Source organism: Microbacterium sp. NPDC057944 (assembly GCF_042887445.1).
Classification (GTDB): Bacteria; Actinomycetota; Actinomycetes; order Actinomycetales; family Microbacteriaceae; genus Microbacterium; species Microbacterium natoriense.
Genome location: NZ_JBHVPJ010000001.1, coordinates 353836 through 379106, shown reverse-complemented (window position 1 = coordinate 379106; position 25271 = coordinate 353836). Strand labels below are relative to the sequence as shown.

Annotated in this window: 14 protein-coding genes; 10 read left to right on the top strand and 4 right to left on the bottom strand. The window is 70.3% G+C overall.

Annotation, left to right across the window (positions count from 1 at the left end; translation table 11 throughout):
* Window positions 1-45: 45 nt before the first annotated feature.
* The 4 genes from ACFVRO_RS01720 (at window position 46) to ACFVRO_RS01705 (ending at window position 7906) form a co-directional block, all read left to right on the top strand.
* A complete protein-coding gene (locus tag ACFVRO_RS01720) occupies window positions 46-3579 on the top strand; it encodes a choice-of-anchor G family protein (RefSeq protein ID WP_386948565.1) in 3534 nt (1177 codons plus the stop codon).
* A gap of 73 nt (window positions 3580-3652) precedes the next feature.
* A complete protein-coding gene (locus ACFVRO_RS01715; protein WP_386948562.1) occupies window positions 3653-4471 on the top strand; it encodes a DUF5819 family protein in 819 nt (272 codons plus the stop codon).
* Window positions 4468-5610: an HTTM domain-containing protein gene (locus ACFVRO_RS01710; protein WP_386948560.1), complete on the top strand. Its 1143-nt coding sequence runs from the start codon at window positions 4468-4470 to the stop codon at window positions 5608-5610. The genes ACFVRO_RS01715 and ACFVRO_RS01710 overlap by 4 nt, the downstream gene beginning before the upstream one ends.
* Before the next feature lie 259 nt (window positions 5611-5869).
* Window positions 5870-7906: an acyl-CoA dehydrogenase gene (locus tag ACFVRO_RS01705; protein WP_386948557.1), complete on the top strand. Its 2037-nt coding sequence runs from the start codon at window positions 5870-5872 to the stop codon at window positions 7904-7906.
* Between the two features lie 105 nt (window positions 7907-8011).
* On the opposite strand, the gene ACFVRO_RS01700 is transcribed toward ACFVRO_RS01705, so the two are convergent.
* Complete coding sequence (locus tag ACFVRO_RS01700; RefSeq protein ID WP_386948554.1) at window positions 8012-9061, bottom strand: hypothetical protein; 1050 nt, start codon at window positions 9059-9061, stop codon at window positions 8012-8014.
* Window positions 9062-9183: 122 nt separating this feature from the next.
* Between ACFVRO_RS01700 and ACFVRO_RS01695 the strand changes: the two genes are divergently transcribed.
* Complete coding sequence (locus ACFVRO_RS01695; protein WP_386948551.1) at window positions 9184-10227, top strand: NAD(P)-dependent alcohol dehydrogenase; 1044 nt, start codon at window positions 9184-9186, stop codon at window positions 10225-10227.
* Between the two features lie 46 nt (window positions 10228-10273).
* On the opposite strand, the gene ACFVRO_RS01690 is transcribed toward ACFVRO_RS01695, so the two are convergent.
* Together ACFVRO_RS01690 and ACFVRO_RS01685 are read right to left on the bottom strand one after the other, a co-directional pair.
* Window positions 10274-11251, bottom strand: coding sequence for a nucleoside hydrolase (locus ACFVRO_RS01690; RefSeq protein ID WP_386948548.1), 978 nt, complete (start codon window positions 11249-11251; stop codon window positions 10274-10276).
* A 51-nt stretch (window positions 11252-11302) separates the two neighbouring features.
* Complete coding sequence (locus ACFVRO_RS01685; protein WP_258132522.1) at window positions 11303-12718, bottom strand: MFS transporter; 1416 nt, start codon at window positions 12716-12718, stop codon at window positions 11303-11305.
* Window positions 12719-12859: 141 nt separating this feature from the next.
* On the opposite strand from ACFVRO_RS01685, the gene ACFVRO_RS01680 reads away from it, so the two are divergent.
* Genes ACFVRO_RS01680 through ACFVRO_RS01670 form a run of 3 tightly spaced genes read left to right on the top strand, consistent with a single transcriptional unit; the run spans window position 12860 to window position 15105 of the window.
* Window positions 12860-13645 carry a GntR family transcriptional regulator gene (locus ACFVRO_RS01680; RefSeq protein ID WP_105673847.1) on the top strand — a complete coding sequence of 262 codons (786 nt, stop codon included), beginning with the start codon at window positions 12860-12862 and terminating at the stop codon, window positions 13643-13645.
* A gap of 12 nt (window positions 13646-13657) precedes the next feature.
* Window positions 13658-14497, top strand: coding sequence for a PfkB family carbohydrate kinase (locus tag ACFVRO_RS01675; RefSeq protein ID WP_386948545.1), 840 nt, complete (start codon window positions 13658-13660; stop codon window positions 14495-14497).
* A 38-nt stretch (window positions 14498-14535) separates the two neighbouring features.
* The gene (locus ACFVRO_RS01670) at window positions 14536-15105 is read left to right on the top strand and encodes a DNA-3-methyladenine glycosylase I (RefSeq protein WP_105673851.1); all 570 of its coding nucleotides are present in this window, start codon (window positions 14536-14538) and stop codon (window positions 15103-15105) included.
* Window positions 15106-15177: 72 nt separating this feature from the next.
* Here the strand turns inward: ACFVRO_RS01670 and ACFVRO_RS01665 are convergent, their stop codons facing one another.
* On the bottom strand, window positions 15178-15924 hold the full coding sequence (locus tag ACFVRO_RS01665; protein ID WP_386948543.1) for a GntR family transcriptional regulator: 747 nt from the start codon (window positions 15922-15924) through the stop codon (window positions 15178-15180).
* A 203-nt stretch (window positions 15925-16127) separates the two neighbouring features.
* On the opposite strand from ACFVRO_RS01665, the gene ACFVRO_RS01660 reads away from it, so the two are divergent.
* Together ACFVRO_RS01660 and ACFVRO_RS01655 are read left to right on the top strand one after the other, a co-directional pair.
* A complete protein-coding gene (locus ACFVRO_RS01660; RefSeq protein WP_386948540.1) occupies window positions 16128-18938 on the top strand; it encodes a metallophosphoesterase family protein in 2811 nt (936 codons plus the stop codon).
* Between the two features lie 144 nt (window positions 18939-19082).
* Window positions 19083-25157: an Ig-like domain-containing protein gene (locus tag ACFVRO_RS01655; protein ID WP_386948537.1), complete on the top strand. Its 6075-nt coding sequence runs from the start codon at window positions 19083-19085 to the stop codon at window positions 25155-25157.
* Window positions 25158-25271: the final 114 nt, after the last annotated feature.

Sequence of the window (25271 nt, the reverse complement as noted above, 5' to 3'; positions counted from 1 at the left end):
GGCCTTGTGACGCGAACGAAGTTCTGCATCACACGGGAGAGGCGAATGAAGAACATTGAGGGGAAGACCCTGCGGAGACGCAGGGCAATCGGAGGGGGCATCGCCGCGGCAACCGCGGGCGCTGTCATCCTCACCAGCGCGCTGGTGCCCATGGGCGCCACCGCCGCACCGAGCGATGATTCCGAGGCACTCGGCCAGATCATCCGCACCGAGCTGCTCGGCGGAGACATCCTCGATGTCTCGCAGGCCGTCAGCGGGAATCCGAGCGACATCGGGCCGGAGATCACTCCGCTCAACGTCACTCTGCTCCAGGGGCTGACCGTCGATCTCGGCGGCGGCCTCCAGCTTCCGCTGATCTCGGGTCCGGGTGGCGCAGGCCTCCTCGACCTCGGTCAGCTCGGCGTGCTCAACTCGTACGCGGGGTCGCCCACGGCGAACACCTCGACGGCCAGCGCCGGTGCGATCAGCCAGGACGGCACAATCGCCACCGACATCAACAACCCCGGCGCCTACGGCAACGCGAAGCTGAACCTGACCGATGTGCTCGACCAGCTCGGTGTCGCGGGGATCACCGACCAGGTCGTCGACAACCTCGGCATCGAGCTCGGCGCGATCGCGTCGACCGCGACCGCCACAGGCACCGCGTCTGACGTGACCTTCGCTTCGGAGTACACGGTCGCGGACCTGGAGCTCAACGTCTCCAGCCCGCTCGTCGGCACCGTCGCGACCTCGCTCGGCGGCGTCCTCGGCGGCGTCGGAGACACGCTGAATGCCGCAGTCGGCACCGGCGGTGTCCTCGACTCCGTGGTCAGCGCCGTCAACCTCAACCTCGGTGTTCCGGCCGTCCTGCAGGTGCAGATCGGCGGCGGAACGATCGCGATCGACGGACTCGACGCGGCGATCACCGCCGCGACGAACATCCTGATCAACGAGCCGCTGGCCGACCCCAACGGAATCGTCTCGATCAACCTCGCGAACGGCCTCGTCTCGGTCGACCTCGCGAAGATCGTCAACGGGCCTTCGGCGACCGACCTCAACGGTCTCGACCCGAACACGCTCGTCCTCGACGACACCACGATCACGGCGATCACCTCCGCGGTCACCGCGGCCCTCGGGACGCTGACCACTAAGGTCACGACGGTCGTCACCGACCTGATCAACAACCTGAGCCTCCACATCGAGCTCGGCGCGCACGTCACCGCGCTCCTGCTGAACGCCGATGTCGACATCACCGTCGACGTGAAGCTCGGCCAGCTCACGGGCGCGATTCCCGGGAGCCCGGTCGTCGGCGTCGACGGAGATCTGCTGGGCATTCCGCTCGGCGGCGTTCTCTCGCTCGTCACGACGCCGGTGATCAACCTGCTCACGACCACGCTCACGCCGGTCATCAGCACGCTGCTCACCACGGTCACCAGCGGTCTCGCCCCGGCACTCGACGGCATCCTCAACCCGGTCGTCGCCGCGCTGAGCCCGCTGTTCGACGCGCTGAACGAGGTCGTCGAGATCACGATCAACGAGCAGGAGGAGCCGGGAGTCCTCGGCGCCGAATCGTTCACGGTCAACGCCATCAGCTTCGAGCTCCTTCCAGGGCTGGGCGCGCTGAACCTCGACCTCGCCTCCTCCACGGTGCGCGCGGCCGAGATCGCGGCGGTCGACCCGACGGTCGATGCGCAGGATCCGGTTCAGGCCGGAAGCAACCTGCCGGTGGTCGGTGCGAACTGGGTTCCCGGATCCTCGGTGACTCTGACGCTGCGCAACGCCTCGAACGACACGATCGGCACGCCCGTGACGTTCACGGTCGAGGCCGACGGCAGCTTCCCGGCGAACACGGTCTACGCGATCCCGGCGGGCACGCCCGTGGGTACCGGCTACGTGCTGACCGCGGCTGACGACGAGGACCCGCAGAACGTCGCGACCGACACGGTCTCGATCACCGCGGGCGGCGGTGGAGACGTGAACACCAACGCGGCGGCTTCGGCATCCGCGTCGGCTGACGCGACCGCGAGCGGCGACCCGGCAGCGCAGGCTGCTGCACAGGCCGCGGCTCTCGCCGATGCGACGTCCCAGGCCTCGGCTGCGGCGACGGCGAACGCCGACCAGGCCGCGAAGGCTGCGGCGACGGTCACCGCGGACGCCTCGACCAACGCCTCGGCGGACTCGACCTCGGCGGCGAACGCTCAGGCTGCGGCGGCTGCTCAGGCATCCGCTCAGTCGAATTCGGCGGCGACGACGCTCGCGGACGCGAACTCCTCGGCTTCGTCGAAGGCTGCGGCGACCGCCACGTCGTCGGCCAACGCGTCGCAGGAGGCTTCGGCCAACGCGAATGCTGCAGCGTCGGCATCCGCCTCGGCGAACGCTGACGCGTCCACCGCAGCGGTCGCTCAGGCCGCGGCTCAGGCGGCTGCCTACGCTGACGCCACGGCCGCGACCGATGCAGCTGCGACCGCAGCCGCGAACTCGGCCGCTCAGGCTTCGGCGACGTCAACGGCAACGGCCTCTCCGGCGGCTTCGGCCAACGCGACGTCGTCGTCGAACGCGAACGCGGCGGTCGCGGCTCAGGCTGCGGCGCTGGCAGACGCTTCGTCGGATGCGAACGGACCCGGATCGACCACGGCCGACCCGAACACGAACGCATCCACGGCATCCCAGGCTGCGGCCATCACCAATGCGTCGACCAACGCCTCCGCGAACGCGGTCGCGGCGGCCAGCGCATCGGCTGACCCGGGTGCGCAGACGCAGGCGTCCACCAACGCTTCGGCAGAGGTGAACACCAACGCATCGGCATCGGCAGCTGCGTCGGCTCAGGCGGACAACGACAACAACGCCGCGGCCCAGGCCGCTGCGGTCGCCGCCGCTCTCGCCAGCGCAGACACGCAGGCGAGCGCCAAGGCCACGGCCAACGCCAACGCCGCGGCTCAGGCTGCAGCAACGGCTCAGGCTGAGGCGTCGACCAGCGCATCGGCCGACGCGACCAGCGAGACCAACGCCCGTGCGGCTGCGGCTGCGCAGTCGTCGGCCGAGGCTGACAGCTCGCAGGCCGCTTCGGCTCAGGCCCAGGCCAATGCCTCGGCTGCGGCATCCGCTGCGGCCAACGCGAACGCGTCGACCGAGGCCTCGGCCGCGGCTGCCGCCGACGTGAAGGCGTCCGCCTCGACGAACGCGAACGCCTCGGCGGCCGCGAACCCGCAGGGCAAGCTCGGCATCACGATCAAGTCGCCGACGCTGGAGCGCGGCCAGCAGCAGACCGCTGTCGGCACGGGCTTCAAGCCGGGCGAGGTCGTCACCGGCGTGATGAACTCCGACCCGCTGGCGCTGGGCACCCAGGTGGCCAACGCTCAGGGCACGGTCACGTTCACGTGGGCGATCCCGGCCGGCACCGACCTCGGCACGCACACCGTCACGCTCACCGGCCCCGAGTCGGGTAGCGTCGCGGGTACGTTCAAGGTCGTGGCCACCGGCCTCGCCGCCACCGGCGGCACGGCGCCCAACGGCTGGATCGTTCTCGGAGCCCTGCTCCTGATGTTCGGTCTGGGCACGGCGCTGGTCGCTCGCAAGCGCGCGACGGCCGCAGCAGAGTAAGACAGAAACGCTGTCACAGGTCGGGGTCGCCCTCTTCGGGCGGCCCCGGCCTTCAGTGATGAGAAGGACTCTTATGAGCACGAAGACCGATCAGGCTCCGAGCGACACGGAGGCGGATGCCGTCGCTGTCGCGACCAGACCACGACCGACCTGGTGGGTGAAGCTCATCGCCTTCGTCGCGTGCCTGTTCACGCTGTGGCACGTGTTCGCGTCGTTCCTGTGGATCGCGCCGTACTCGGCGCTGCGCGAGATCCCCACGCAGGACGTGCTCGCCGGCTACATGCTGCCGATGTTCGGCCAGTCGTGGAGCGTCTTCGCCCCCGAGCCGATCAACGGGGACTACCACTTCAACGTCCGCGCGGTCATCGAGAAGGACGGCGAGGAGGTCGAGACCGGCTGGGTCAGCGCGACCGACGTCGAGCTCTCGATGATCCGCTACAACCTCTTCCCGCCGCGCGCCGGCATCCAGTCCAGCGAGGTCGCGAGCGGGCAGATGAACGCGTACAACGACCTCAGCGAGCAGCAGCAGGCCGTCGCCGCCCTCGATTTCGCGAAGGACGGCTGGGAGGACTGGATGGTCGGCTCGTTCGACAAGCTCGAGGGCGACGACAAACCCTCAACGGTCGAGTACATGAAGGCCGAGCACCTGGCCACCGCCTACGCCACGCAGGTCGCCTACGCGATCTGGGGAGCGGATGCCGTCGTCAAGGTGCAGTACCGGGTGAGCCGGCAGAACGTGGTCCCCTACGCCGAGCGCAACAACCCGAACGCCCAGCGTCCCGATCCGACGTTCTCCACCACCGGGTGGCGTGCGCCGATCGAGGAAGAGGGACAGAACCGCGGCAACTTCGCCGATGTCTTCCGTGCACAGTTCGAGAGGACCCAGCAGTGAGCGTCGACACCCGGGCGCCGAAGGCGCCCAAGACCGTGAAGAAGACGGATGCTCCGGCATCCGCCCCCGAGGCGCCGCAGGCGTCCTTCCCCGCGCGCCTGCTGACCTTCATCGCGTCGATGATCTCGGGATTCTGGGCGATGCTGCTGTCGGCCGTCGACAAGATCTCGGCGTTCGTCTCGGACTGGCTGTTCAACGGCAAGAAGGCCCTCTACGGGCTCGCGGTCACCCGCATCCTGTTCGGCGTCACGGCCCTCGGCCTGCTCGCCTCGAACTTCGGCACCCGCCTGTACACCTTCGGCTCGGGTTCCGCGTGGAACGGCGAGCTCGCTCAGCCGGTCAGCGACTTCCCGAAGATCTGGATCTTCAGCGCGTTCCACGCGGCCATGGGCAACGATCTCGCCTACACGGCGCTGTACCTGCTGCTCGCCGCGCTGGCCGTGCTGTTCGTGCTCGGCTGGCGGTTCCGCATCGTGCTGCCGGTCTTCTTCTGCCTGTGGGTGGGCTTCATCGAGGCCAACGACATGGTCGGCGATCAGGGCGACAACATGTTCCGCATCGCGCTGCTGCTGCTGTTCTTCGCCGACCCCGCCGCCCGCTGGTCGCTCGACGCCCGCCGCCGTGCGAAGAGCGGCGACTGGTTCGCCGCCGGCAGCCAGCCCGCGCTGCTCGGCACGGTCTTCCACAACCTCGCGCTGGTGGCGCTCACCGCTCAGGTCTGCTTCGTCTACGCATCCGGCGCGCTGTTCAAGGCCGGGGGCGCGCCGTGGGAGCAGGGGTACGCGGTCTACAACCCGCTGCACACCATGCGCTTCGGCACGTGGCCGGTGCTGAGCGAACTCGTCACGACCTGGGGTCCCATGGTCGTGGCGTTCAGCTGGGGATCCATCCTGCTGCAGGTGGCGTTCCCGCTCGCGCTGCTCACGCGTCCGACGCGGCTCATCGCGCTGGTCGGCATCCTCTCCTTCCACATCGGCATCGCCGTGCTGATGGGGCTGCCGTGGTTCTCGCTGACGATGATCGCGATCGACTCGATCTTCATCCGAGACCGCACCTGGGAGCGTCTGAGCACGGGCGTGCGCCGACGCTGGAACGCGGCCAAGACGGCGCCTCCGCCTCCCGCATCCTCTCTCGCCTGACCCGCCGATCAGACCTCACCTGGCCAACGATCAGGCCAGCGCGGATCAGAAATGCCTCTCCGGACCGCTTCGGAGAGGCATTTCTGATCTATCCAGGGGTAGGCGGGGGCGGGAGAGGGGGATGCGGGGAGGACTGTGGGTGGGCGACAACGCGACCGGGGGATGCCGCGGCATCCGATTGTGTGAATGTCACACGTGAGTTCTCTCGATGTTGTGGCAGACCTACCATTGACGTACCCCACGTCTTGAGAGGAACGCCATGGTCGACGTCGCCACCGTGTCCGAAGTGAAGAACCCGCAGCCCGATGTGGAGCAGATCACCGAGCTCCTGATGGGCACCTGGGCCGACATCCGTCGCCAGGCCCGCGAGATGATCAAGGACCCCGCCTTCTGGCGCAAGGACGACCTCGGCAAGGACGAGCACCGCGAGCGCGTGCTCAGCCAGCTGCACCTGCTCGTCGAGAACAAGGCCGTGCACCGCGCGTTCCCGAAGCGCCTCGGGGGCGAGGAGAACAACGGCGCCAACATCGCCGGCTTCGAGGAGCTCGTCGTCGCCGACCCCAGCCTCCAGATCAAGTCGGGCGTGCAGTGGGGCCTGTTCGGTTCGGCCGTGCTGCAGCTCGGCACCGCCGAGCACCACGACAAGTGGCTGCCCGGCATCATGAGCCTCGAGATCCCCGGCGCATTCGCGATGACGGAGATCGGCCACGGGTCCGACGTCGCCTCGGTCGGCACCACCGCGACCTACGACCCGGAGACGGAGGAGTTCGTCATCCACACGCCGTTCCGTGCGGCGACCAAGGAGTACCTGGGCAACGCCGCCCTGCACGGTGTCGCGGCGACGGTCTTCGCGCAGCTCATCACGAACGGCGTCAACCACGGCGTCCACTGTTTCTACGTGCCGCTGCGCGGGGAGGACGGCATCGACCTGCCGGGCATCGGCCGCGAGGACGACGGACTCAAGGGCGGACTCAACGGCATCGACAACGGCCGCCTCAGCTTCGACCACGTGCGCGTCCCCCGCACGAACCTGCTGAACCGCTACGGCGACGTCGCGGCTGACGGCACCTACTCCAGCGCGATCGACAGCCCCGGCCGCCGCTTCTTCACGATGCTCGGCACGCTGGTGCAGGGGCGCGTCTCGCTCGACGGCGCCGCATCCTGGGCATCCGCTCTCGGGCTCAAGATCGCGATCACCTACGCCACCGAGCGCCGCCAGTTCAGCGGAGCCGACGGGCAGGAGGTCGTGCTGCTCGACTACGGCAAGCACCAGCGCCGTCTGCTGCCGCGCCTCGCGACGACCTACGCCCAGATCTTCGCGCACGACGAGTTCCTGCAGAAGTTCGACGGCGTCTTCTCCGGACGCACCGACACCCCCGACGACCGCGAAGACCTCGAGACGCTGGCGGCGGCCCTCAAGCCGCTGTCGACGTGGCACGCGCTCGACACTCTGCAGGAGGCTCGTGAGGCGTGTGGCGGAGCGGGCTTCATGTTCGAGAACCGCCTCGTCGGGCTCCGCGCAGACCTCGATATCTACGTCACCTTCGAGGGCGACAACAACATCCTGCTGCAGCTGGTCGGCAAGCGTCTGCTCACCGACTACGCGAAGCAGTTCACGGGCAAGGATGCCGCGGCCCTCGCGAAGTTCGCCGTCGGCCAGACCGCGGGCAAGGTGTTCCACGGTGCGGGTCTCCGTCAACTCGGGCAGGCCGTCGCCGACCTGGGCTCCACGGCTCGCTCGGTGGAGAAGGGCCTGCGTGAGGAGCAGCAGCACGAGCTGCTCGCCGACCGCGTGCAGCAGATGGTCGCCGACATCGCCGGGCGCCTGCGCGCGGCGGGCAAGGACAAGGAGCTCGGAGCCCGGCTCTTCAACGAGAACCAGGCCGAGCTCATCGAAGCCGCTCGTGCGCACGGCGAGCTGCTGCAGTGGGAGGCGTTCACCGACGGGGTGAACCGCGCGACGGATGCCGGCACCAAGAAGGTCCTCACCTGGCTGCGTGACCTCTTCGGCCTGCAGCTCATCGAGAAGCACCTCGCCTGGTACCTCATCAACGGCCGCCTCTCGACGCAGCGCGCCGCCGCGGTGTCGAGCTACATCGACCGCCTGTGCGCGCGCCTGCGTCCGTATGCGCTCGACCTCGTCGACGCGTTCGGCTACGAGCAGGAGCACCTGCGCGCCCCCATCGCGAGCGGGGCCGAGAAGGCCCGCCAGGACGAGGCCCGTGCGTACTACGCCGACCTCGCGGCATCCGGCAACGCCCCGATCCAGGAGAAGGCGCTGAAGAAGCAGCGCTGAGCGGCGTCGCCTCGATCGAAACGCGTTGGTCGGCGCCTCGCGTCCGAATCCTGTGTGGGTTCCGGAGGGAGGCGCCGATTTCGGTGCAGGCCGGAGAGGTGAGCCTCACACCTGAGTCGGCGGGTGTCCCTGAGCCGGAGGGTACGGCTGTCCAGGCTGGTGAGGCTGTCCCTGCTGATACGGCTGGTACGGATGTCCTGGATCGTAGGGCTGCCCCGGAGCGTAGGGCTGAGGGGCGGCCGCGGGTCCGGGTGCCGGATAGTTCAGGGGATAGCCGTCCGCACCGAGCGGGCCGACGTAGGTCCCCGACAGGATGCGGTTCTGTGCGCGTGCCCTCAGCAGCACGGCCGTGAACAGCGCATAGGCCAGTGCTGTCGCGACCCCGGCGCCCATCACCAGCAGCGGCGGGACGGAACGGCTCATCTCCCTCGAGAGGGTGAAGAGCACGTCCTGGAATCCGCTCCCCGGTGAGAGCGAGAGCGGCGTGAGCACGAGCAGCACCACGGCGGGGAGCAGCAGAGCGAACGGCGACCACCGGGTCGTCATCACCCCCGCGACGATCAGCACGGCGCCGCTGAGGACCGCAGCGATCGCATCGAACGACACGTCGAAGCGGTACTGCTGGAGTGCGACGAGCATCCCCCGGCTGATGCCGAACGCGAGCAGCCCGATCCCGACGGTGAGCAGCACGGGTGCGGCGACGAGTCCGGCGATGTTCATCGCCATCCGGGGCCGGGCGGGCGAGCGCCGAGCGAGGAGCAGCACGAGCCCCATCGCGCCGAACGCAAGGAACAGGGCGAGCGGGATGCCGTACACGATGCCGTCGATCCACTCCTGCGGCAGCGGCGACCGGTACATCGAGAGCAGCAGCGAGGGGAAGATCGCGAAGACGAGGCTCGCGAGCGCCAGGGCGCCGACCGTGAGCAGCCCCGCCGAGCTCCAGAACCCGGTCGCCACGACCGCCAGCAGCAGGAGGATGCCGACGACCTGCAGCAGCACGGGGCCGAGGAGCCGGCTCGGGTCGAAGCCCCCGAACGCGGTGAAGGTGTAGTACCACGCACGCCCTCCGGCGCTGAGGAGCCCGGCGCCGATCGGGGCGACGACGACCGCGAACAGTGCGGTGATGATCCGGGCAGGCATGGATGATCTGCGCATGAGACGTCCCTCCAGAGTCGTACCGGCCACGGTACCGGGCCGACGGGCGCCCTGCACGGCGATCGTCCGGCAGGGCGCGGAACGCGGGAGAATGGCGGAGTACGCCATACAGAGGAGCGCCCATGACCCGCGTCACCGCCTACGCCGCACCCAGCGAAGCAGCCCCGCTCGAGAGGACCACGATCGAACGGCGGGATCTCGGCCCGCACGACATCCTGATCGACATCGCCTTCGCGGGCATCTGCCACTCCGACATCCACACCGTGCGCGGCGACTGGGGTCCGCAGCACTACCCGCTCGCTCCTGGTCACGAGATCGCCGGCACCGTCGCCGCGGTCGGGAAGAGCGTCACGCGGCACGCGATCGGCGATCGCGTCGGCGTCGGATGCCTCGTCGACTCGTGCGGAGAGTGCCCCGCCTGTCGCCGCGGCGAGGAGCAGTTCTGCCGCGAGGGCGCCGTCTTCACCTACGGCAGCACCGACCGCGACGGCACCATCACCCAGGGCGGGTACTCGCAGCAGGTCGTCGTGACCGAGGGCTTCGCCGTGCGCATCCCCGACGCGATCCCGCTCGACAGGGCCGCCCCGCTGCTCTGCGCCGGCATCACCACGTACTCCCCGCTGCGGCGCTGGGGTGTGGGGCCAGGCACCCGCGTCGCCGTCGTCGGCATGGGCGGGCTCGGCCACATGGGCGTGCAGCTCGCGCATGCGCTCGGTGCGGAGGTGACGGTGCTGTCGCAGACCCTGAGCAAGAAGGACGACGGCATCCGGCTCGGAGCAGACCACTATTACGCGACCGCCGACCCCGCGACCTTCAAGGAGCTGCGCGGGTCGTTCGACGTCATCCTCAACACCGTCAGCGCGGTGATCGACCTGCGCGCGTACCTCGGGCTGCTCGCGGTCGGCGGGGCGATGGTGTGCGTCGGGGCGCCGGGCGAACCGCTCGGGCTGCCGATCGGCTCGCTCATCGGCGGCAACAAGACCCTCGCCGGGTCGAACATCGGCGGCATCGCCCAGACGCAGGAGATGCTCGACTTCTGCGCCGAGCACGGCATCGCCGCCGAGATCGAGGTGATCCCGGCATCCGAGATCAACACCGCTTACGAGCGCGTGCTCGCCTCCGACGTGCGGTACCGGTTCGTCATCGACGCCTCCACCTTCGCCTGATCGACGGAGGGGAGAGGCGTCTTCCGCCTCTCCCCTCGGTCGAGGGTCAGCCGACCAGGACGCCGGCTCCGGTCATCCGCGCGATCAGGTGCGGAGCGAGCGGGGCATCGGTTCCGAGCACCACGCGAACCGTCGCCCCCGGCTGATCCACCGAGCCTCGTCGCTGCCCGCGCAGGTCGCAGATGGTCTGCCCGCGCGCCGGACCCGCCGTGGTGTCGACCACGACGCTCACCGCCGGGGCGATGGTCGCGGCGATCCCGCCGACCGCGATCGCCGCGGCGAGGGGATCGTGCAGTGCGCTGCTGCGCTCGCCGTAGGTCTCGACGTAGAAGTCGAAGTAGAAGTCGAGCATCTCGCCGACCGTGCGGGCGAGCGGCACGTCCGAGGCGAGCAGTGCGGCGCGATCGTCTTCGTCGAAGACGTTCTCCATCGTCACGTCCAGGGGCACGAGGGTCACCGGCCAGCCCGCGGAAAGGGTCGCAGAGGCGGCCTCCGGGTCGTTGCCGATGTTGGCCTCCGCCACCGGGGTGATGTTGCCCGGCACGAGGGCTGCGCCGCCCATGACCGTGACGCCCGCCACGCGAGAAGGCAGGGTCGGGTCCAGAGCGAGCGCCGTGGCGAGGTTGGTGAGCGGTCCGACCGCGATCACCTCGAGGTCTCCGGCGTGCTCGTGGGAGAGCCGGATCAGCATGCGCGCGGCGTCCTCGTCCTCGGGCGTCCGTGCGGCGGGCGGGAGGACGACCTCGCCGATGCCGTTGTCGCCGTGGACGTGCGGAGCGCCGCCGTCGTACGGGTGGGTGAGGAAGTCATGCGCGCCGACGGCCACGGGCACGTCGGTGCGACCGGCGACGGCGAGCAGGCCGAGGGTGTTCACCGCGGCCTGCGCCGAGCTGGTGTTGCCGCTGACGGTGCCGACGCCGACGAGCGCGATCTCCGGGGAGGAGAGCAGGTAGGCGAGGGCGAGGGAGTCGTCGATGCCGGTGTCGCAGTCGAAGTAGACGGGACGGGCGGTGGCGTGTGTCATGGAGTGCTCCGGTGGTCGGGAGGGCGGCCGCGGCTGCGGCCGCCCGAGGGGTCAGGAGGCGTCGACGGGGACGCGGGGGCGGATGAGGAAGCTGGTGATGAGGGCCAGGGCGGTGATGCCGACGGAGATCCACAGCGCCGTGACGTAGCCGCCGGGGGTGCCCTGCGCGGCGAAGGGGGCGACGATGCCGATGCCGAGACCGGCGCCGATGCCGAAGGCGCTGCCGTTCAGCCCGGGGAGAGCCGCCGGCGCCTCCGCGGGCGACTGCACGACGCCCAGGCCGTTGATCGTGGTCAGCACGATGCCGTTGTACGTGATGCCGAGGAGCGCGATCATGGCGAACACCACCCAGAAGCTCTGGGGGAGCAGGGCGATGACGACCAGCAGGACGAGACAGGCGATCATGCCCACGCGCAGGACGGGGATCCATCCGCGGCGCCCGGCGAGCCAGCCCGACATCGGCGCGGCGAAGACGCCGATCAGCGCGGGCGGGGCGAGGAAGAGCAGAGCCGCGGTCGCGGCGTCGAGGCCGAATCCGTGGGTGCCGTCCTGGCTGAGCAGCACCACGGTGAAGTTGATGACGGCGAAGACGCTCGACAGGGTCAGCACGGTCGTCGCGAGCACCGGCCACACCTGGCGGGAGCGCAGGTGCTCGACGGCGATCAGCGGGGTCGCGCGCCTCTTCTCGACCACCCAGAACGCCACGAGGGAGGCGACGGCGCCCGCCAGGAACAGGAGGGTGACCGGGGCCAGCCACCCCGCGCTCGGTCCGGAGGACACGAAGTACGTCACGCAGATCAGCGCGATCGACAGTACGGCAGCTCCCCACCAGTCCATCTTCCCGCTCGACGCGCTGACCTGCGTGGCCGGGATCACCCTGGCAACGCAGACGATCGCGATGAGGCCGACGATGAAGATGACGACGAAGATCGAGCGGAAGCCGAAGGCCTCGCTCAGCAGGCCGCCGATGTAGCCGTCGACGCCGCCGACCCCGCCGTTGACGGCGGTGATGATGCCGAGGGTCGTGCCGAAGACCTTGGCGCTCAGCGATTCGCTGAGGATCACGTAGGCGAGCTGGAACGCCGCGCTGGACGCCCCCTGCAGCACGCGTCCGATGAGCAGCACGGTGAGGTTCGGCGCGAAGATGCACAGGAGCGTGCCGAGAGACAGGATGCCGAGCACGATGAACAGGGCGCGCTTGCGCCCGATGAAGTCGCTCCAGCGTCCGAGGACGACGCCGCCGACGGCGCCGGCGACGAAGAACAGGGAGGACACCTGCGACACGCGCCCGATGTCCTCGCCCAGTTGTGCGGCGATGTCGGGCAGGGCGGGCGTGATCATGCTCGCGTTCAGCTGATACGAGAGCACGCCGAGGATCAGGGTGGCGACCAGCCCGACGGCGCGCGCACCGCGGACGGGCTCGCGGACGGGTGCGCCGGGGGAGGCGGTGGGGGCGTGGGTGTGCACGGAGACTCCTTCGTCATGGGTGCCGTCGGGTGCGGCTTGTATGATGTTATACCTCTCCGGTCTAACATGGTCAACACAAGGTGTCCCGTGCTTGAATACGGAGGACGCTCGCACCGGAGCGGCGACGGAAGGAGCGACAGGATGACGAACGGGATCGAGCAGTTCCTCGGGCGGAGTCTGACGAGCACCGTCGGGCAGCCGCTGCGCGTCGCCGTCTACTCGCGCATCGCCGACGGCATCCGCTCCGGCATCTTCGAGCTCGGCTCCGCCCTGCCGCGGGAGACCGAGCTGGGCGTCGCGCTGGGCGTCAGCCGCACCGTGGTCCGCGAGGCGCTGATGCTCCTCGAAGAGGACGGGCTCATCATCACGCGCCGGGGCATCGGCCGATTCGTCGCCGACGACCTGCCGCGCGTGGGGCTCGAGGAGCTGCGGCCGCTGGAGCAGGCGCTCTCCGACGGCGACGACGACGTGGTCGTGCGCATGCTCAGCTTCGACCTGCAGTCCACCACCGACTTCACCTCCAGCAAGCTCGCGCTCGACCCCGCCGCGAACACGTGGTTCCGCGAGGCCGTCGTCGAGCGGCGCGGCGAGCCGGTCGCGATCCTGCAGGAGCACCTGCCCGCCGGCCGCTACCTCAGCGACATCAGCCGGCCGATCGCCGACGCGCTGGAGGAGGCGGCGACCTCACCGTCGAGCATCCTGGCAGCGCTGCGCGAGCGGACCGACGTCGTCTTCGACTCCGCGGTCTGCGAGATCACCGTCAACGTGGTCGGCGCATCGCGCGGGTCGCTGCTCGGCCTCGGCGCCGCCGAGCCGGTGCTCATCCTCACCCAGACCGTCACCACGGGTGGAGCCCCCGTGTACCTCGCCAAGTGCATCGTCTCCTCCCGAGTCGGTCATCTCTCCGTCGTCCAGACCACGTCCTGATTGCGAGTCCCCGTGCAGAGTCCCCTTCCCCTCACCGTCGTCGGAAGCATCAACGTCGACCTCACCGCACGCGCAGAGCGTCTTCCGCAGGCGGGTGAGACCGTGGGCGGAGGCCGCCTGGTCCGCGAAGCCGGAGGCAAGGGCGCCAACCAGGCCGCCGCAGCCGCGCGGCTGGGCGCCGCGGTGCGCATGATCGGCGCGGTCGGCCCCGACGCCGACGGAGCGTGGATGCGCGCCGAGCTCGATGCCGCCGGCGTCGACACCTCCGGTCTGCAGGCAGGCTCGGAGCCGACGGGCGTCGCCCTCATCGTCGTCGACCGCGAGGGCGAGAACCAGATCGCCGTGTGCGAAGGCGCCAACGGGGAGGTCTCCCTCGACGGCGTCGAGTTCGCCGAGGGCGAGGCGGTGCTCGCGCAGCTGGAGATCTCCATGGACCTCGTCGTCGAGCTGGCCGCGCGGGCGCGCGGATACCTCGCGGTGAACGCGGCGCCGGCCCGCGAACTGCCGGACGCGGTGCTGCGGCGTGCGGACCTCATCATCGTCAACGAGACGGAGTACGCCCTCATCCCCGCCCTCCGCACGGCCGCTCGGGTCGCCGTGACCTACGGCGGCGACGGGGCGAAGCTGTTCGAGGGCGGTGTCGAAGTCGCCGCGGCCCCTGCCGTGAAGACGACGGTGGAGAACACGGTCGGCGCGGGTGATGCGTTCTGCGCCGCGCTGACGATCGGCCTCGCCTCCGGGGCATCCGCCGCCGAAGCGCTCTCCGTGGCGTGCGCCGTCGGAGCCGCCGCGGTCGCCGACCCGCGGTCGCAGCCCCTCCTCGACCCCTACGACGCCTACCTCGCACGCTGAGAGCCGGCGGTGTCCGTCGCCGCGGATAGCCTGAGGGCATGACCTCCCTCATCGCAGGACCCGACGCACTCGACCGCTGCGCCTGGGTCGGTGACGACGCCGAATACCGCCGGTACCACGACGAGGAGTGGGGCACCCCGCTCCGCGGCGACAGGGCGCTCTTCGAGAAGATGGCGCTGGAGGGTTTCCAGGCCGGTCTGTCGTGGATCACGATCCTGCGCAAGCGTCCGAGGTTCCGCGAGGTGTTCGCCGGCTTCGAGCCAGAGGCCGTCGCCGAGTTCGATGAGGGAGACGTCGAGCGGCTGATGGCGGATGCCGGCATCATCCGCAACCGCGCGAAGATCGAGGCCACGATCGGCAACGCGCGGCTCGTGCGGGACATGGCCGATGGCGAGCTCGACGCCCTGATGTGGTCGTTCGCGCCTCCGGCCTCCGGCATCCGTCCGCGCAGCATGGCCGACGTCGCCGCCGTGACCGCCGAGTCGACCGCGATGAGCAAGGAGCTGCGGCGACGAGGATTCCGCTTCGTGGGGCCGACGACGATGTACGCCCTGATGCAGTCCGCGGGCATGGTCGACGACCACATGGAGGGATGCTGGCGCGCCTGATGCCTTGCGGTGTGCGGACGTTCGTCTCGCTGCGCCCGCTCGACGCCGGCACCGCCCCCACAGGGGTGACGCTCAGCCCCGACCGGTCTCCCTCGTGAGAGCGGAGCGGGAGTCCGACGTGTTCTCGACGGCGAAAGTCGCCATCGTCGGCAGGTAGCGGTCGTCGGCGGTCTCGACGAGCGCTCCGTCCTCGGCCCAGGCCATGCGGCGCACGCGCAGGAGCGGGCTGCCGAGCGGGATGGCGAGGACCTCGGCGTCGAGCGGATCAGCGGCGACCGCGTCGAAGAGATGGCGGGCGCGGGTGGGTGCGAGGCCGTGCGCCGTCATGGTCTGGTAGATGCTCCCGGTGTCGAGATCCGCCGCGAGCAGCACCCGGCCCACGTCGAGGGGGAAGGCGGAGCGCTCGAGCATGGCGGGGGCGTCGTCGAGCAGACGGAGGCGCACGATCTCGACGACCGGATCCCCCTGTCCGATGCCGAGCCCGGCGGCGACGTCGTCCGACGCCGGACGGCGAGCGGCTTCGATCACGCGCTGACCCGGTGCGCTGCCGATGCTCAGCGCCCATTCGGTGAACGAGATGAACGTCTGGAAGGGCTGCGTCGGGACCATCCTCTTGACCCGCGGGGGAGCGCCGCGGCCGCCGTCGACCGCTCCCTGCGCGCGCAGGGTCGCGAGCGCCTGTCTGATCGGCCCCCTCGACGTGCCGAACTCGGCGATGAGCGACTGCTCGCTGGGGACGCGCTCTCCCTCGGGCCATTCGCCGGAGCGGATGCGCGACAGCATCCGCTCGTAGAGCTGTTCGTGCAGTGGTGCGCTCACGTGTCGGCCCTCCTTGTCGCTACTTCTTCGAGACGGGATCCCGCTCTCTGACCAGTCTGATGCCTGTCGGTGAACATTCGGGGAACTTCGCTGTCAGAAGTTGTCATGACTACTTGCATTCAGCAGGCTCGTATCGGGCGGTACCCGCGCCCTCCCCCCGCATCGTCCGACCCCACGGTCCCCCACTCCCGAGGAACAAGCACATGAGACTCACACGCGGAATCGGAGCCCTCGCGGCGTCCGCCGCTCTCGCCCTGATCGCCGGAGCGGCGGCGAGTCCCGCCGTCGCCGCCGCGCCCGCATCCCTCTCCGAGGGCTTCACGACCGGGTCCGCCGCCCAGGCGCCCGCGGGCTGGAGCGTCGAGAGCACCAACGTCGCCGGCATGCGCACCGGATGGCAGGGGTGGACGTTCCACACCGTGCCAGAGGTCGTGTCGACCTGGGGCAACAGCGGCGATCGCGGATCGTTCTCCCGCGCCGACGGCATGACCGCAGTCGTGCACTCCGACTCCAACCGCCCCACGACAGGGCGCTTCAGCTCGGTGCTCTGGGCGCCCGAGTTCGACCTGCAGTCCGGCGCCGGCGCCGTGCAGGTGACGTTCGACAGCCACTACAAGCAGGGGCAGGCCCCGCAGACGGCGCAGCTCGTCGCGCGCTTCGACGACGGCGCGCCCGTCACCGTGGAGTCGTTCTCTCGCAATCGGCTCGACGAGCAGGTCTCCGTCGCGGTCCCGGTGCCGTCGGGTGCGGGCAGCGTGCAGATCGGCTGGTCCTACGCCGAGAGCAGCAACAACTGGTTCTGGATGATCGACGACGTGCAGATCGGCGAGACGGCTCCCGTCGACTCCACCCCGCGCATCCTCTCCGCGACCAAGCCCGTCGCGGCGGCGGGCGCGACAGTGCCCGTGAAGATCGGCGGGCTCCGTCAGGGGCAGCAGCTGGAGGCGCTGCTCGGCGCCGACGCCGTCTCGGGGATCCCGGTGGCGGATGCCGCGGGCGAGACCTCCTTCTCGGTGACCCTCCCGGCCGGGACCCCTGCCGGGTCGGCGACCCTGTCGCTCGGAGGGGCGGGCATCGCGCCGGCATCCCTCGAGATCACCGTGCTGGGTGCGGGCGACGCCGAGACCCACACGACCGAGCAGCAGATCTGGTTCGACGGCTTCGAAGCCGACACCTGGACGGCCAGCGGATCGTGGAAGACCTCGACCATCGCCGACGTCATCGCCGAGTACGGCACCGACCGGAGGCACGCGTTCACCCGCGCCTCCGGGCGGATCGCCGTGGCCGAATCGGCGAAGGCCGCCTTCGACGGCGCGCTGACCTCCGCCCCGATCACGGTGACGCCCGGTGACGCGCTCGAGCTGCGTCTCGACAGCCATTACCGCAAGCGCGGCGGCGCCCAGCAGGGCACCGTCACGGTGTCGTTCGACGACGGCACGCAGACCGTGCTCCGTGCGCTCTCCGATGCGGATGAGGAATCCGCGCAGCTGCGGCTGCCGTTCTCCGTGCCCGCGGGGGCGAAGGCGATGACCGTGCGCGTGGACTTCGAGGCGGCCGCGGCATCTGGCTCCTGGATGCTGGACGACGTCCAGGTCGTGCGTCCGCTCTCCGCCCTCGCGGACGGCACGACGGCGCAGGCCGTGGTCGACATCTTCAGCGACGTGCAGGGTGCGACCACCCGACTGAGCCAGAACGTGATCCCCGGCTTCCGCGGCATGACGCAGAAGGCCGACGTGCTCGTCTCGAACGGCGACCTCGTCAGCAACGGCTCGACGTCGAACTACTCCGCCTACCTCGCGGCGCTCGCCGCGGGCGGCGGAGGCCAGTACGGCACGGTCGTCTCGACCATCGGCAACCACGAGTACTACGGGAGCGACGGGTCGGCGACGTACCAGAAGCGCTTCCTCGACACGACCGGCATGCGCGACGTCGGCGGTCAGGGCGGGCTGTGGGGCGAGGTCCTCGTCGACGGCGAGCTGCCCCTGATCTGGATCGGCAGCGAGTCGTACGACTACTCAGCGAAGACGGGCTCCGGGCCGTTCGTCGAGTTCAGCTCGGCGCAGTACACGTGGCTGCGCGAGCGCCTCGACCACTGGCGGGCCGAGAACAAGCCCGTGCTGCTCTTCTCGCACCACCTGCTGCCGTACTCGGTGTCGGGGTCGTACGCGCGCTTCTACAAGAACGACTACGGCCAGGAGGAGGCGCGCTTCGCGGCGCTGCTCGCGCAGAACCCGAACGTGGTCATGTTCAACAGCCACACGCACTGGTCGCCCACTCTGAACGACTGGAGCTCCGAACTGCGCACCGACCCGGCGCAGGCGCACGCGCCGACCGTCGTGAACACCGGCGCGGTGACGACGATGTACGGTCCGAGCGGCGACTGGGAGGAGAAGGCCATCGGCGGCGCCGACCCCGTGGGCCTCCGCGCCGCCCTCTACGACGACCGCGTGCGGGTGACGGTGTACTCGTTCTCCACGACCGGCGCCTCGGAGATCAAGCACGTCGACGTCCCGTTGCCGACGGATGCTCCGGTGGAGCCCGCGCAGCCGCTGATCGACCTCGGCGCCGACACCGTCGTCGCCGGCGGCGAGCTCGCGGTCTCCGGCACGGGCTTCCCGGCGTCGGCCGAGCTGGCGATCGAGCTGCACTCCACCCCGGTGCGGGTCGGGCAGGTCACGACGGATGCCGACGGCGCCTTCCGCACCACGGTGACGATCCCGAAGAGCACTCCGCCCGGGGCGCACACGCTCGCCGTCATCCTGCCCGATGGCACGGAGGCGACGGCGGCGGTCACGATCACCGCGGCGGGCGGCACCGGTGATGCGAACGGCACCGGCGGCACAGGCGGAGCGAACGCCTCCGGCGGGGCGAACGGCGGGTCGGGGTCGACCGCACCGGGCGGAGGACTCGCGACGACGGGCGCGGAGCCCGCGTGGCTGCTGCTCGCCGGTGCGCTCGCGCTGGCCGCCACCGGTGCGGTGCTCGTCATCCGCCGCCGCGCGACCCGCAGCTGAGACCCTGCCCATCGGGTGCCGCGCCCCACGGCATCCGATGGGCAGTCCTCCCCATGTGCGCCTCTTCATCGCGCGGTTAGACTCGACAGGTGCGTCGACCGTCCTTGCCAGGGCGGTGGACATCGACCGGGGGGACACCGCGAAATGAAGGCTCTGTCATGGGTACGGACACGTCCGAAGACCCTGGCCTCCGCGGCCGCCGTCACCGTGAGCGCCGTGGCGATCACGACGATGGCCTTCGCCTATGACGGCAATCCCACGACCAAGGTCGACCTGAACGACGGCGGCGTCTGGATCACGAAGACGTCGAGCCTGCTGATCGGGCACTTCAACCACGAGTCCACCGTGCTCGACGGCGGGTTGCGCACCAGCGGCGACAACTACGACATCCTGCAGGATGCCGCGAACGTCCTCGTCGTGGACACGGGAGCTGCGACGCTCAGCTCCGTGGACCCGGCGCGCGTCGCGCTCGGAGACTCCGCGTCCATCCCCGGCTCGGCGAAGGTGGCCCTCGGCGCCGCGACCGCGGCGATCCTCGACCGCAAGTCGGGCGACCTCTGGGTCGTCCCCGTCAAGGGCATCGCGAGCTTCGAGCTCAAGGCGGCGGACCCCACGGCGGAGCTCGGCGAGAACGCCGACGTCGCCGTCGCGAAGGACGGCACCGTGTTCGGCCTCTCCGCCGACAAGGGCGAGGTCGTCACCATCCCCGTCGACAACGAGGGCCAGGCGCTCAAGCCGTCGTCGGCGTCGGTCGGCGACATCGATCCGTCGGGAGAGCACTCGATCACCGCGGTCGGCGACAAGCCGGTCGTGCTCGACCGCGACGCGGGCGTCGTGATCACCCCCGGAGGCGGCCGCACCGAGATCGCCGACGCGGAGGATGCCGTGCTGCAGCAGCCGTCGGCGGCGACCGACGCCGTGGCCGTCGCGACCGCGTCTGCGCTGCTGAGCGTTCCGCTCGCCGGAGGCGAGGCGACGAAGACCGAGGCGAGCGGCAAGGGCGTGCCCGCCGCCCCGGTGTGGCTGCGCGGCTGCACCTACGGGGCCTGGGCCGGGTCAGCAAGCTTCGTGCGCGACTGCGCGGGCGATGCGAGCGACGTGAACGAGAAGATCCCGGATGCCGAGGACTCCACGAGCCTCGTGTTCCGCGTGAACCGCGACGTCATCGTGCTGAACGACGCGGTCGGCGGCGCCGCCTGGCTCACCAACGAGAGTCTGCAGCGCGTCGACAACTGGAACGACATCACCCCGCCGGAGGGGGAGACGGAGAACCAGGAGGACACCACCGAGGAGACGGTGGAGACCACGCTCCCCGAGCGCAGCGAGCAGAACACGCCCCCTGTCGCGGAGGACGACGAGTTCGGCGTGCGGCCGGGGCGCACCACGATGCTGCCCGCGCTCGACAACGACACCGACGCCGACGGCGACGTGCTCGTCGCCTCGCTCGCGCAGAGCCAGCCGGCGCTGGGCGAGGTGCAGCCCGTCAACAACGGCGGCTCCCTGCAGATCGCCGTCCCCGAGGACGCGACCGGCGGCGGGTCGTTCGAGTACCAGGTCGACGACGGCCGCGGCGGCAAGGACACCGCGAACGTGCAGCTCTCGGTGCACGGATGGGACACCAACGGCGCGCCCGTCCAGCGCCGCACGACCGGCATCGCGGTCGAGGAGGGCGGCTCGGTCTCCTACAACGTGCTCCCGGACTGGCTCGACCCCGACGGCGACGACATCTACCTGCAGGACGTCGTGGCGGCGCCCGGCGACGAGGTCGACTTCACCACGGACGGTCAGGTCACGTACCGCGCGGTCGCGAGCATGCAGGGGCGCAAGGACATCCAGATCAGGGTCGCCGACGGGCTCGGCGAGACCTCGACCGGCGTGCTCCGGCTCGACGTCCGGCCGGCGGGCTCCACGCTCCCGAAGACGAACGCCGACCACGTCGTGACCCGCGTGGGGGAGGCCGTCACCGTCGCGCCCCTCGTCAACGACACGAGCTCCGGCCGTGAGCAGCTGCGCCTGGCCAAGGTCGACGAGACCCCGGGCGCCATCATCGTCCCCGACTTCCCGAACAAGTCGTTCACCTTCCAGTCGGATGCCGCGGGCGTCTACTACGTGCAGTATCTGGTCAGCGCCGGCCCGAACGCGGTTCCCGGTCTCGTCCGCGTGGACGTGCTGGAGCCGAGCGAGACCGAGCTCCCGCCGATCGCGGTGCGCGACGTCGCCCTGCTCCCCGCCGGCGGCGAGGTGCTCGTCGGCGTGCTCGGCAACGACTCCGATCCGGCCGGCGGCATCCTCGTCGTGCAGTCGGTCACCGTGCCGCCGCACAGCGGCATCTCGGTGTCGGTGCTCAACCACGAGACCCTGCGCATCGGCGACCAGGGCGCGCTCGACGAGACCGTGCGGATCGGCTACCGCATCTCCAACGGCAGTCAGACCGCAGAGGGCGAGGTCGTCGTCATCCCGATCCCGCGCCCCGAGCAGCTGATGCCGCCGGTCGCGAACGACGACCAGGTCGTCGTCCGTGCGGGCGACGTCGTCACGATCCCGGTGCTCGACAACGACACGCACCCCAACGGCGACGTGCTGCACGTCGCCCCCGACCTCGTCGAGCCGCTCGTCGACCCGGAGGACGGCGAGGCGTTCGTGTCGCAGGACACGGTCCGGTTCCGCGCCTCCGACACCCCGGGGACGGTCTACCTGACGTATCAGGCCGTCGACTCCCTCGGGCAGAAGGACGCCGGGTACGTCACGATCCAGGTGCGGCCGATCGACGAGGAGGCGAACTCCGCCCCCAAGCCCAAGGACCTCACGGTGCGCGCGCTGAGCGGGTCGACCGTGCGCATCGCGATCCCGCTCGACGGCATCGACACCGACGGCGACTCGGTCGAGCTCGTCGGGCAGGAGAGCGCGCCGTCGAAGGGCCAGGTCGCCGAGACCGGCAGCAACTACCTCGTCTACGAGGCGTTCGGCGACGCCACCGGCGTCGACTCGTTCACCTATCGGGTGCGCGACCGCCTCGGCAAGGAGGGCGTCGCGACCATCAGGGTCGGCATCGCCCCCGGTGACGCCTCGAACCAGGCGCCGTACGCGGTCAAGGACACCGTCGTGGTGCGTCCGGGCCGCACGATCGCGGTGCCCGTGCTCTCCAACGACTCCGACCCCGAGGGCGACGCGATCTCGCTCGTCAAGAAGGGGCTCGAGATCCCGCCGGATGCCGGCGTCAAGGCCGTGGTGTCCGGCGACCGCGTCGTGGTCACCGCGCCGGACAAGGCGATGGACACGTCGATCCAGTACACGATCCGCGACGCCAGGGGAGCGACGGCGACCGCGGTGCTGCAGATCACCGTCGACGAGGACGTTCCGCTGAAGGTGCCGACGGCGCGCGATGACCGCATCGTCGCCTCCGACGTGCAGGACAGCCTGAAGGTCGACGTCGAGGTGCTCGTGAACGACGACGACCCCGACGGCACCGTCGACGCGCTCGACCTCTCGGTCGGGGCAGGCGGCGTCGTGCGGGAGGATCGCACGATCCGCGTCACGGTCGGCCAGGAGCGCCAGCTCATCCGCTACACGATCACCGATCAGGACGACCAGGAGGCATCCGCCTTCATCTTCGTCCCCGCGCTGAGCGAGCTGCGTCCGACCCTGACGTCGACCAAGCCGGTCGAGGTCAAGAGCGGTGAGACGGTCGAGCTGCCGCTGTCGAAGTACGTCACGGTCGCCGGCGGCGGCGACGTGCTCCTCACCGAGGCCGCGAAGGTGAGCGCCGTCTACGCCGACGGCTCGTCCCTGATCAAGGATGAGAAGACCCTCGTCTACACGTCGAAGCAGGGGTACTTCGGCAAGGACGCCCTGACGTTCGAGGTGACCGACGGCTCGGGTCCTGACGACCCTGAGGGTCGCAAGGCCACGCTGACGATCCAGATCACCGTGCTCCCGCCGGAGAACCAGCAGCCCGTGTTCGTGAACGGCCAGGTCGAGGTCGCACCGGGCGAGCCCGCGATGCCGCTCGATCTCGCCGCCCTCACGACCGACCCCGACCCCGAGGACGCGAAGGGCATCCGCTTCAGCATCGTGGACCAGCCGTCCGGCGGGGTGAAGGCGCGCATCGACGGCTCGAAGCTGCTCGTCGAGGCGGACTCCGGTACGCCGAAGGGCACGAGCACGACCGTCGGGCTGCGCATCGACGACGGCACGACCGAGCCGGTCGAGGGGTCGGTGGCCGTGCTGGTCGCCGCCTCGACCCGGTCGCTCCCGACCGCGAACACCGATACGGTGCCCGAGGCCGACCAGGGCAAGACCGTCACGGTCCCGGTGCTCGACAACGACGTGAACCCCTTCCCGGAGACGCCGCTCAAGGTCGTCTCCGCGGCGACGGAGACCGGATCGGGAACCGTCTCGTTCACCGCGGGCGAGGTGAAGGTCACGCCTGCTGCGGAGTTCGTGGGGACGATGGTGGTGCGCTACCGCATCCAGGATGCGACGAAGGACGCCGATCGCGAGGTCGACGGACGCATCGTGCTGACCGTGCAGGGCGTGCCGGAGGCGCCGGGAACGCCGACCGTGTCGAGCGTCCAGGACCGCACCGTCGTGCTGTCGTGGTCGCCGCCCTCGAACAACGGCGCGGAGATCACCTCCTACACCGTGAAGTCCGTCGCCGGGAACTACACGAAGAAGTGCACGTCGACGACCTGCACGCTCGACGGGCTGACGAACAACGTCGAGTACGTGTTCCAGGTCGTGGCGACCAACCGCGTCGGCGACGGCAAGCCGTCTCCGACCTCCGCGGTGGCCCGCCCCGACGCGCGTCCGGACACACCCCAGCCGCCGAAGCTCGTGTTCGGCGACAAGAGCCTCAAGGTCTCGTGGACGACGCCCACGACGCCGGGCTCGCCGGTCGAGTCGTACACGCTGCAGATCTCTCCGGCCCCGCCCTCGGGCATCTCGGAGAAGTCCGGGGTCACCGGCAACTCCCTGGTCTGGGAGGGGCTGGAGAACGGCTCGAACTACCAGATCCAGATCCAGGCGCACAACCGTGCGCCGGAGCCGTCGAGCTGGAGCGGCTGGTCGGCGAGCGAGATCCCGGCCGGTGTGCCCGGCACGGTCGCGGCGCCGACGGCGAAGAGCGCGCCGTCGGTGGGCAAGCAGGTGCAGATGACGGTGTCCTGGGCCGCCGCACCGCAGAACGGCGACGCGATCGCCGAGTACGAGCTCGTCGTGATGCGCGGCGGCACGGTCGTGAACCGCATCCCCGGCATCGCCGGCACCCAGCTCAGCCAGACCGTGAACGTCGACACGTCCACGTCCGACTACACCTACTCGGTGCGGGCGCGGAACAAGGCGGGGTGGGGCGCGCAGAGCCCGGCCTCCGCACCGCAGCGCGCCTTCGGCAGTCCCGGGGCCCCGACCATCACCGGCACCCAGGAGCACGACGGGTACGTCACCGTCTCGTACTCGCTCTCCGACACCAACGGCGCCTCCGGGGGAGAGGTGCGCTACGAGTACTCCCTCAGCGGCGGCGCCTGGAGCCGCAACTGGGACGGCTCGCGCATCAACGCCGCGAACAACGGCAACTACACGGTGCGGGTCCGGGCGTACTCGGTCGTCGGCGGCCAGGAGTCTCAGCCCGGTGCGCCATCGGCGGCCTCGGGGACTCTGAGGCCGTACGGACCGGTGCAGAACCCCGGCGCCTCCGCGACCAACCAGGGCACCTCGGTCAGGGTCGCGTGGTCTCCTCCTGCCGCGAACGGCCGTACGATCACCCAGGTGCTCGTCAGCCTCGACGGCGGCGGCTGGCAGGATCTCGGACTCAACGGCAGCCGCAGCCTCGGCGGCGGCTACAGCGAGACGCACAGCATCCAGGTCAAGGCCAAGGACGAGGCCGGCCAGTGGTCGAACGTCGTGTCGGCATCCGCCGTCACCGACAGCCAGCCCGTGCCGGAGGCGTGGGTCACGCGGGGCAACGCGAAGACCAACGGCTGCACCAGTGTCGGAGGCGGTCCCTGCTACAACCTGCAGCTGAACACGAAGAACTTCGCCGGCGGCTCGTACCGGGTCGAGTGCACCGCCGACGGCAGCGTGTTCTCGACCAACGCGGGCTTCCCGGTCAACATCCCGTCGAACGGGTCCGTGATCATCGACTGCTGGAACGGCTTCGTCACCCGCAAGGGACTGAACATCATCGGGGGCAACCCGTCGAGCGCCAGGGAAGGCAACTTCTAGCAGGCGTTCGGCCCGTGTGCGCCGGGCGCCGTCGGTGGGGAGTCCTCCCCATCGAGAGCGCCCGCCGCGCAAGTTAGACTCATCTGGTATGCCGTACGCCTCGGGCGTGTCGGG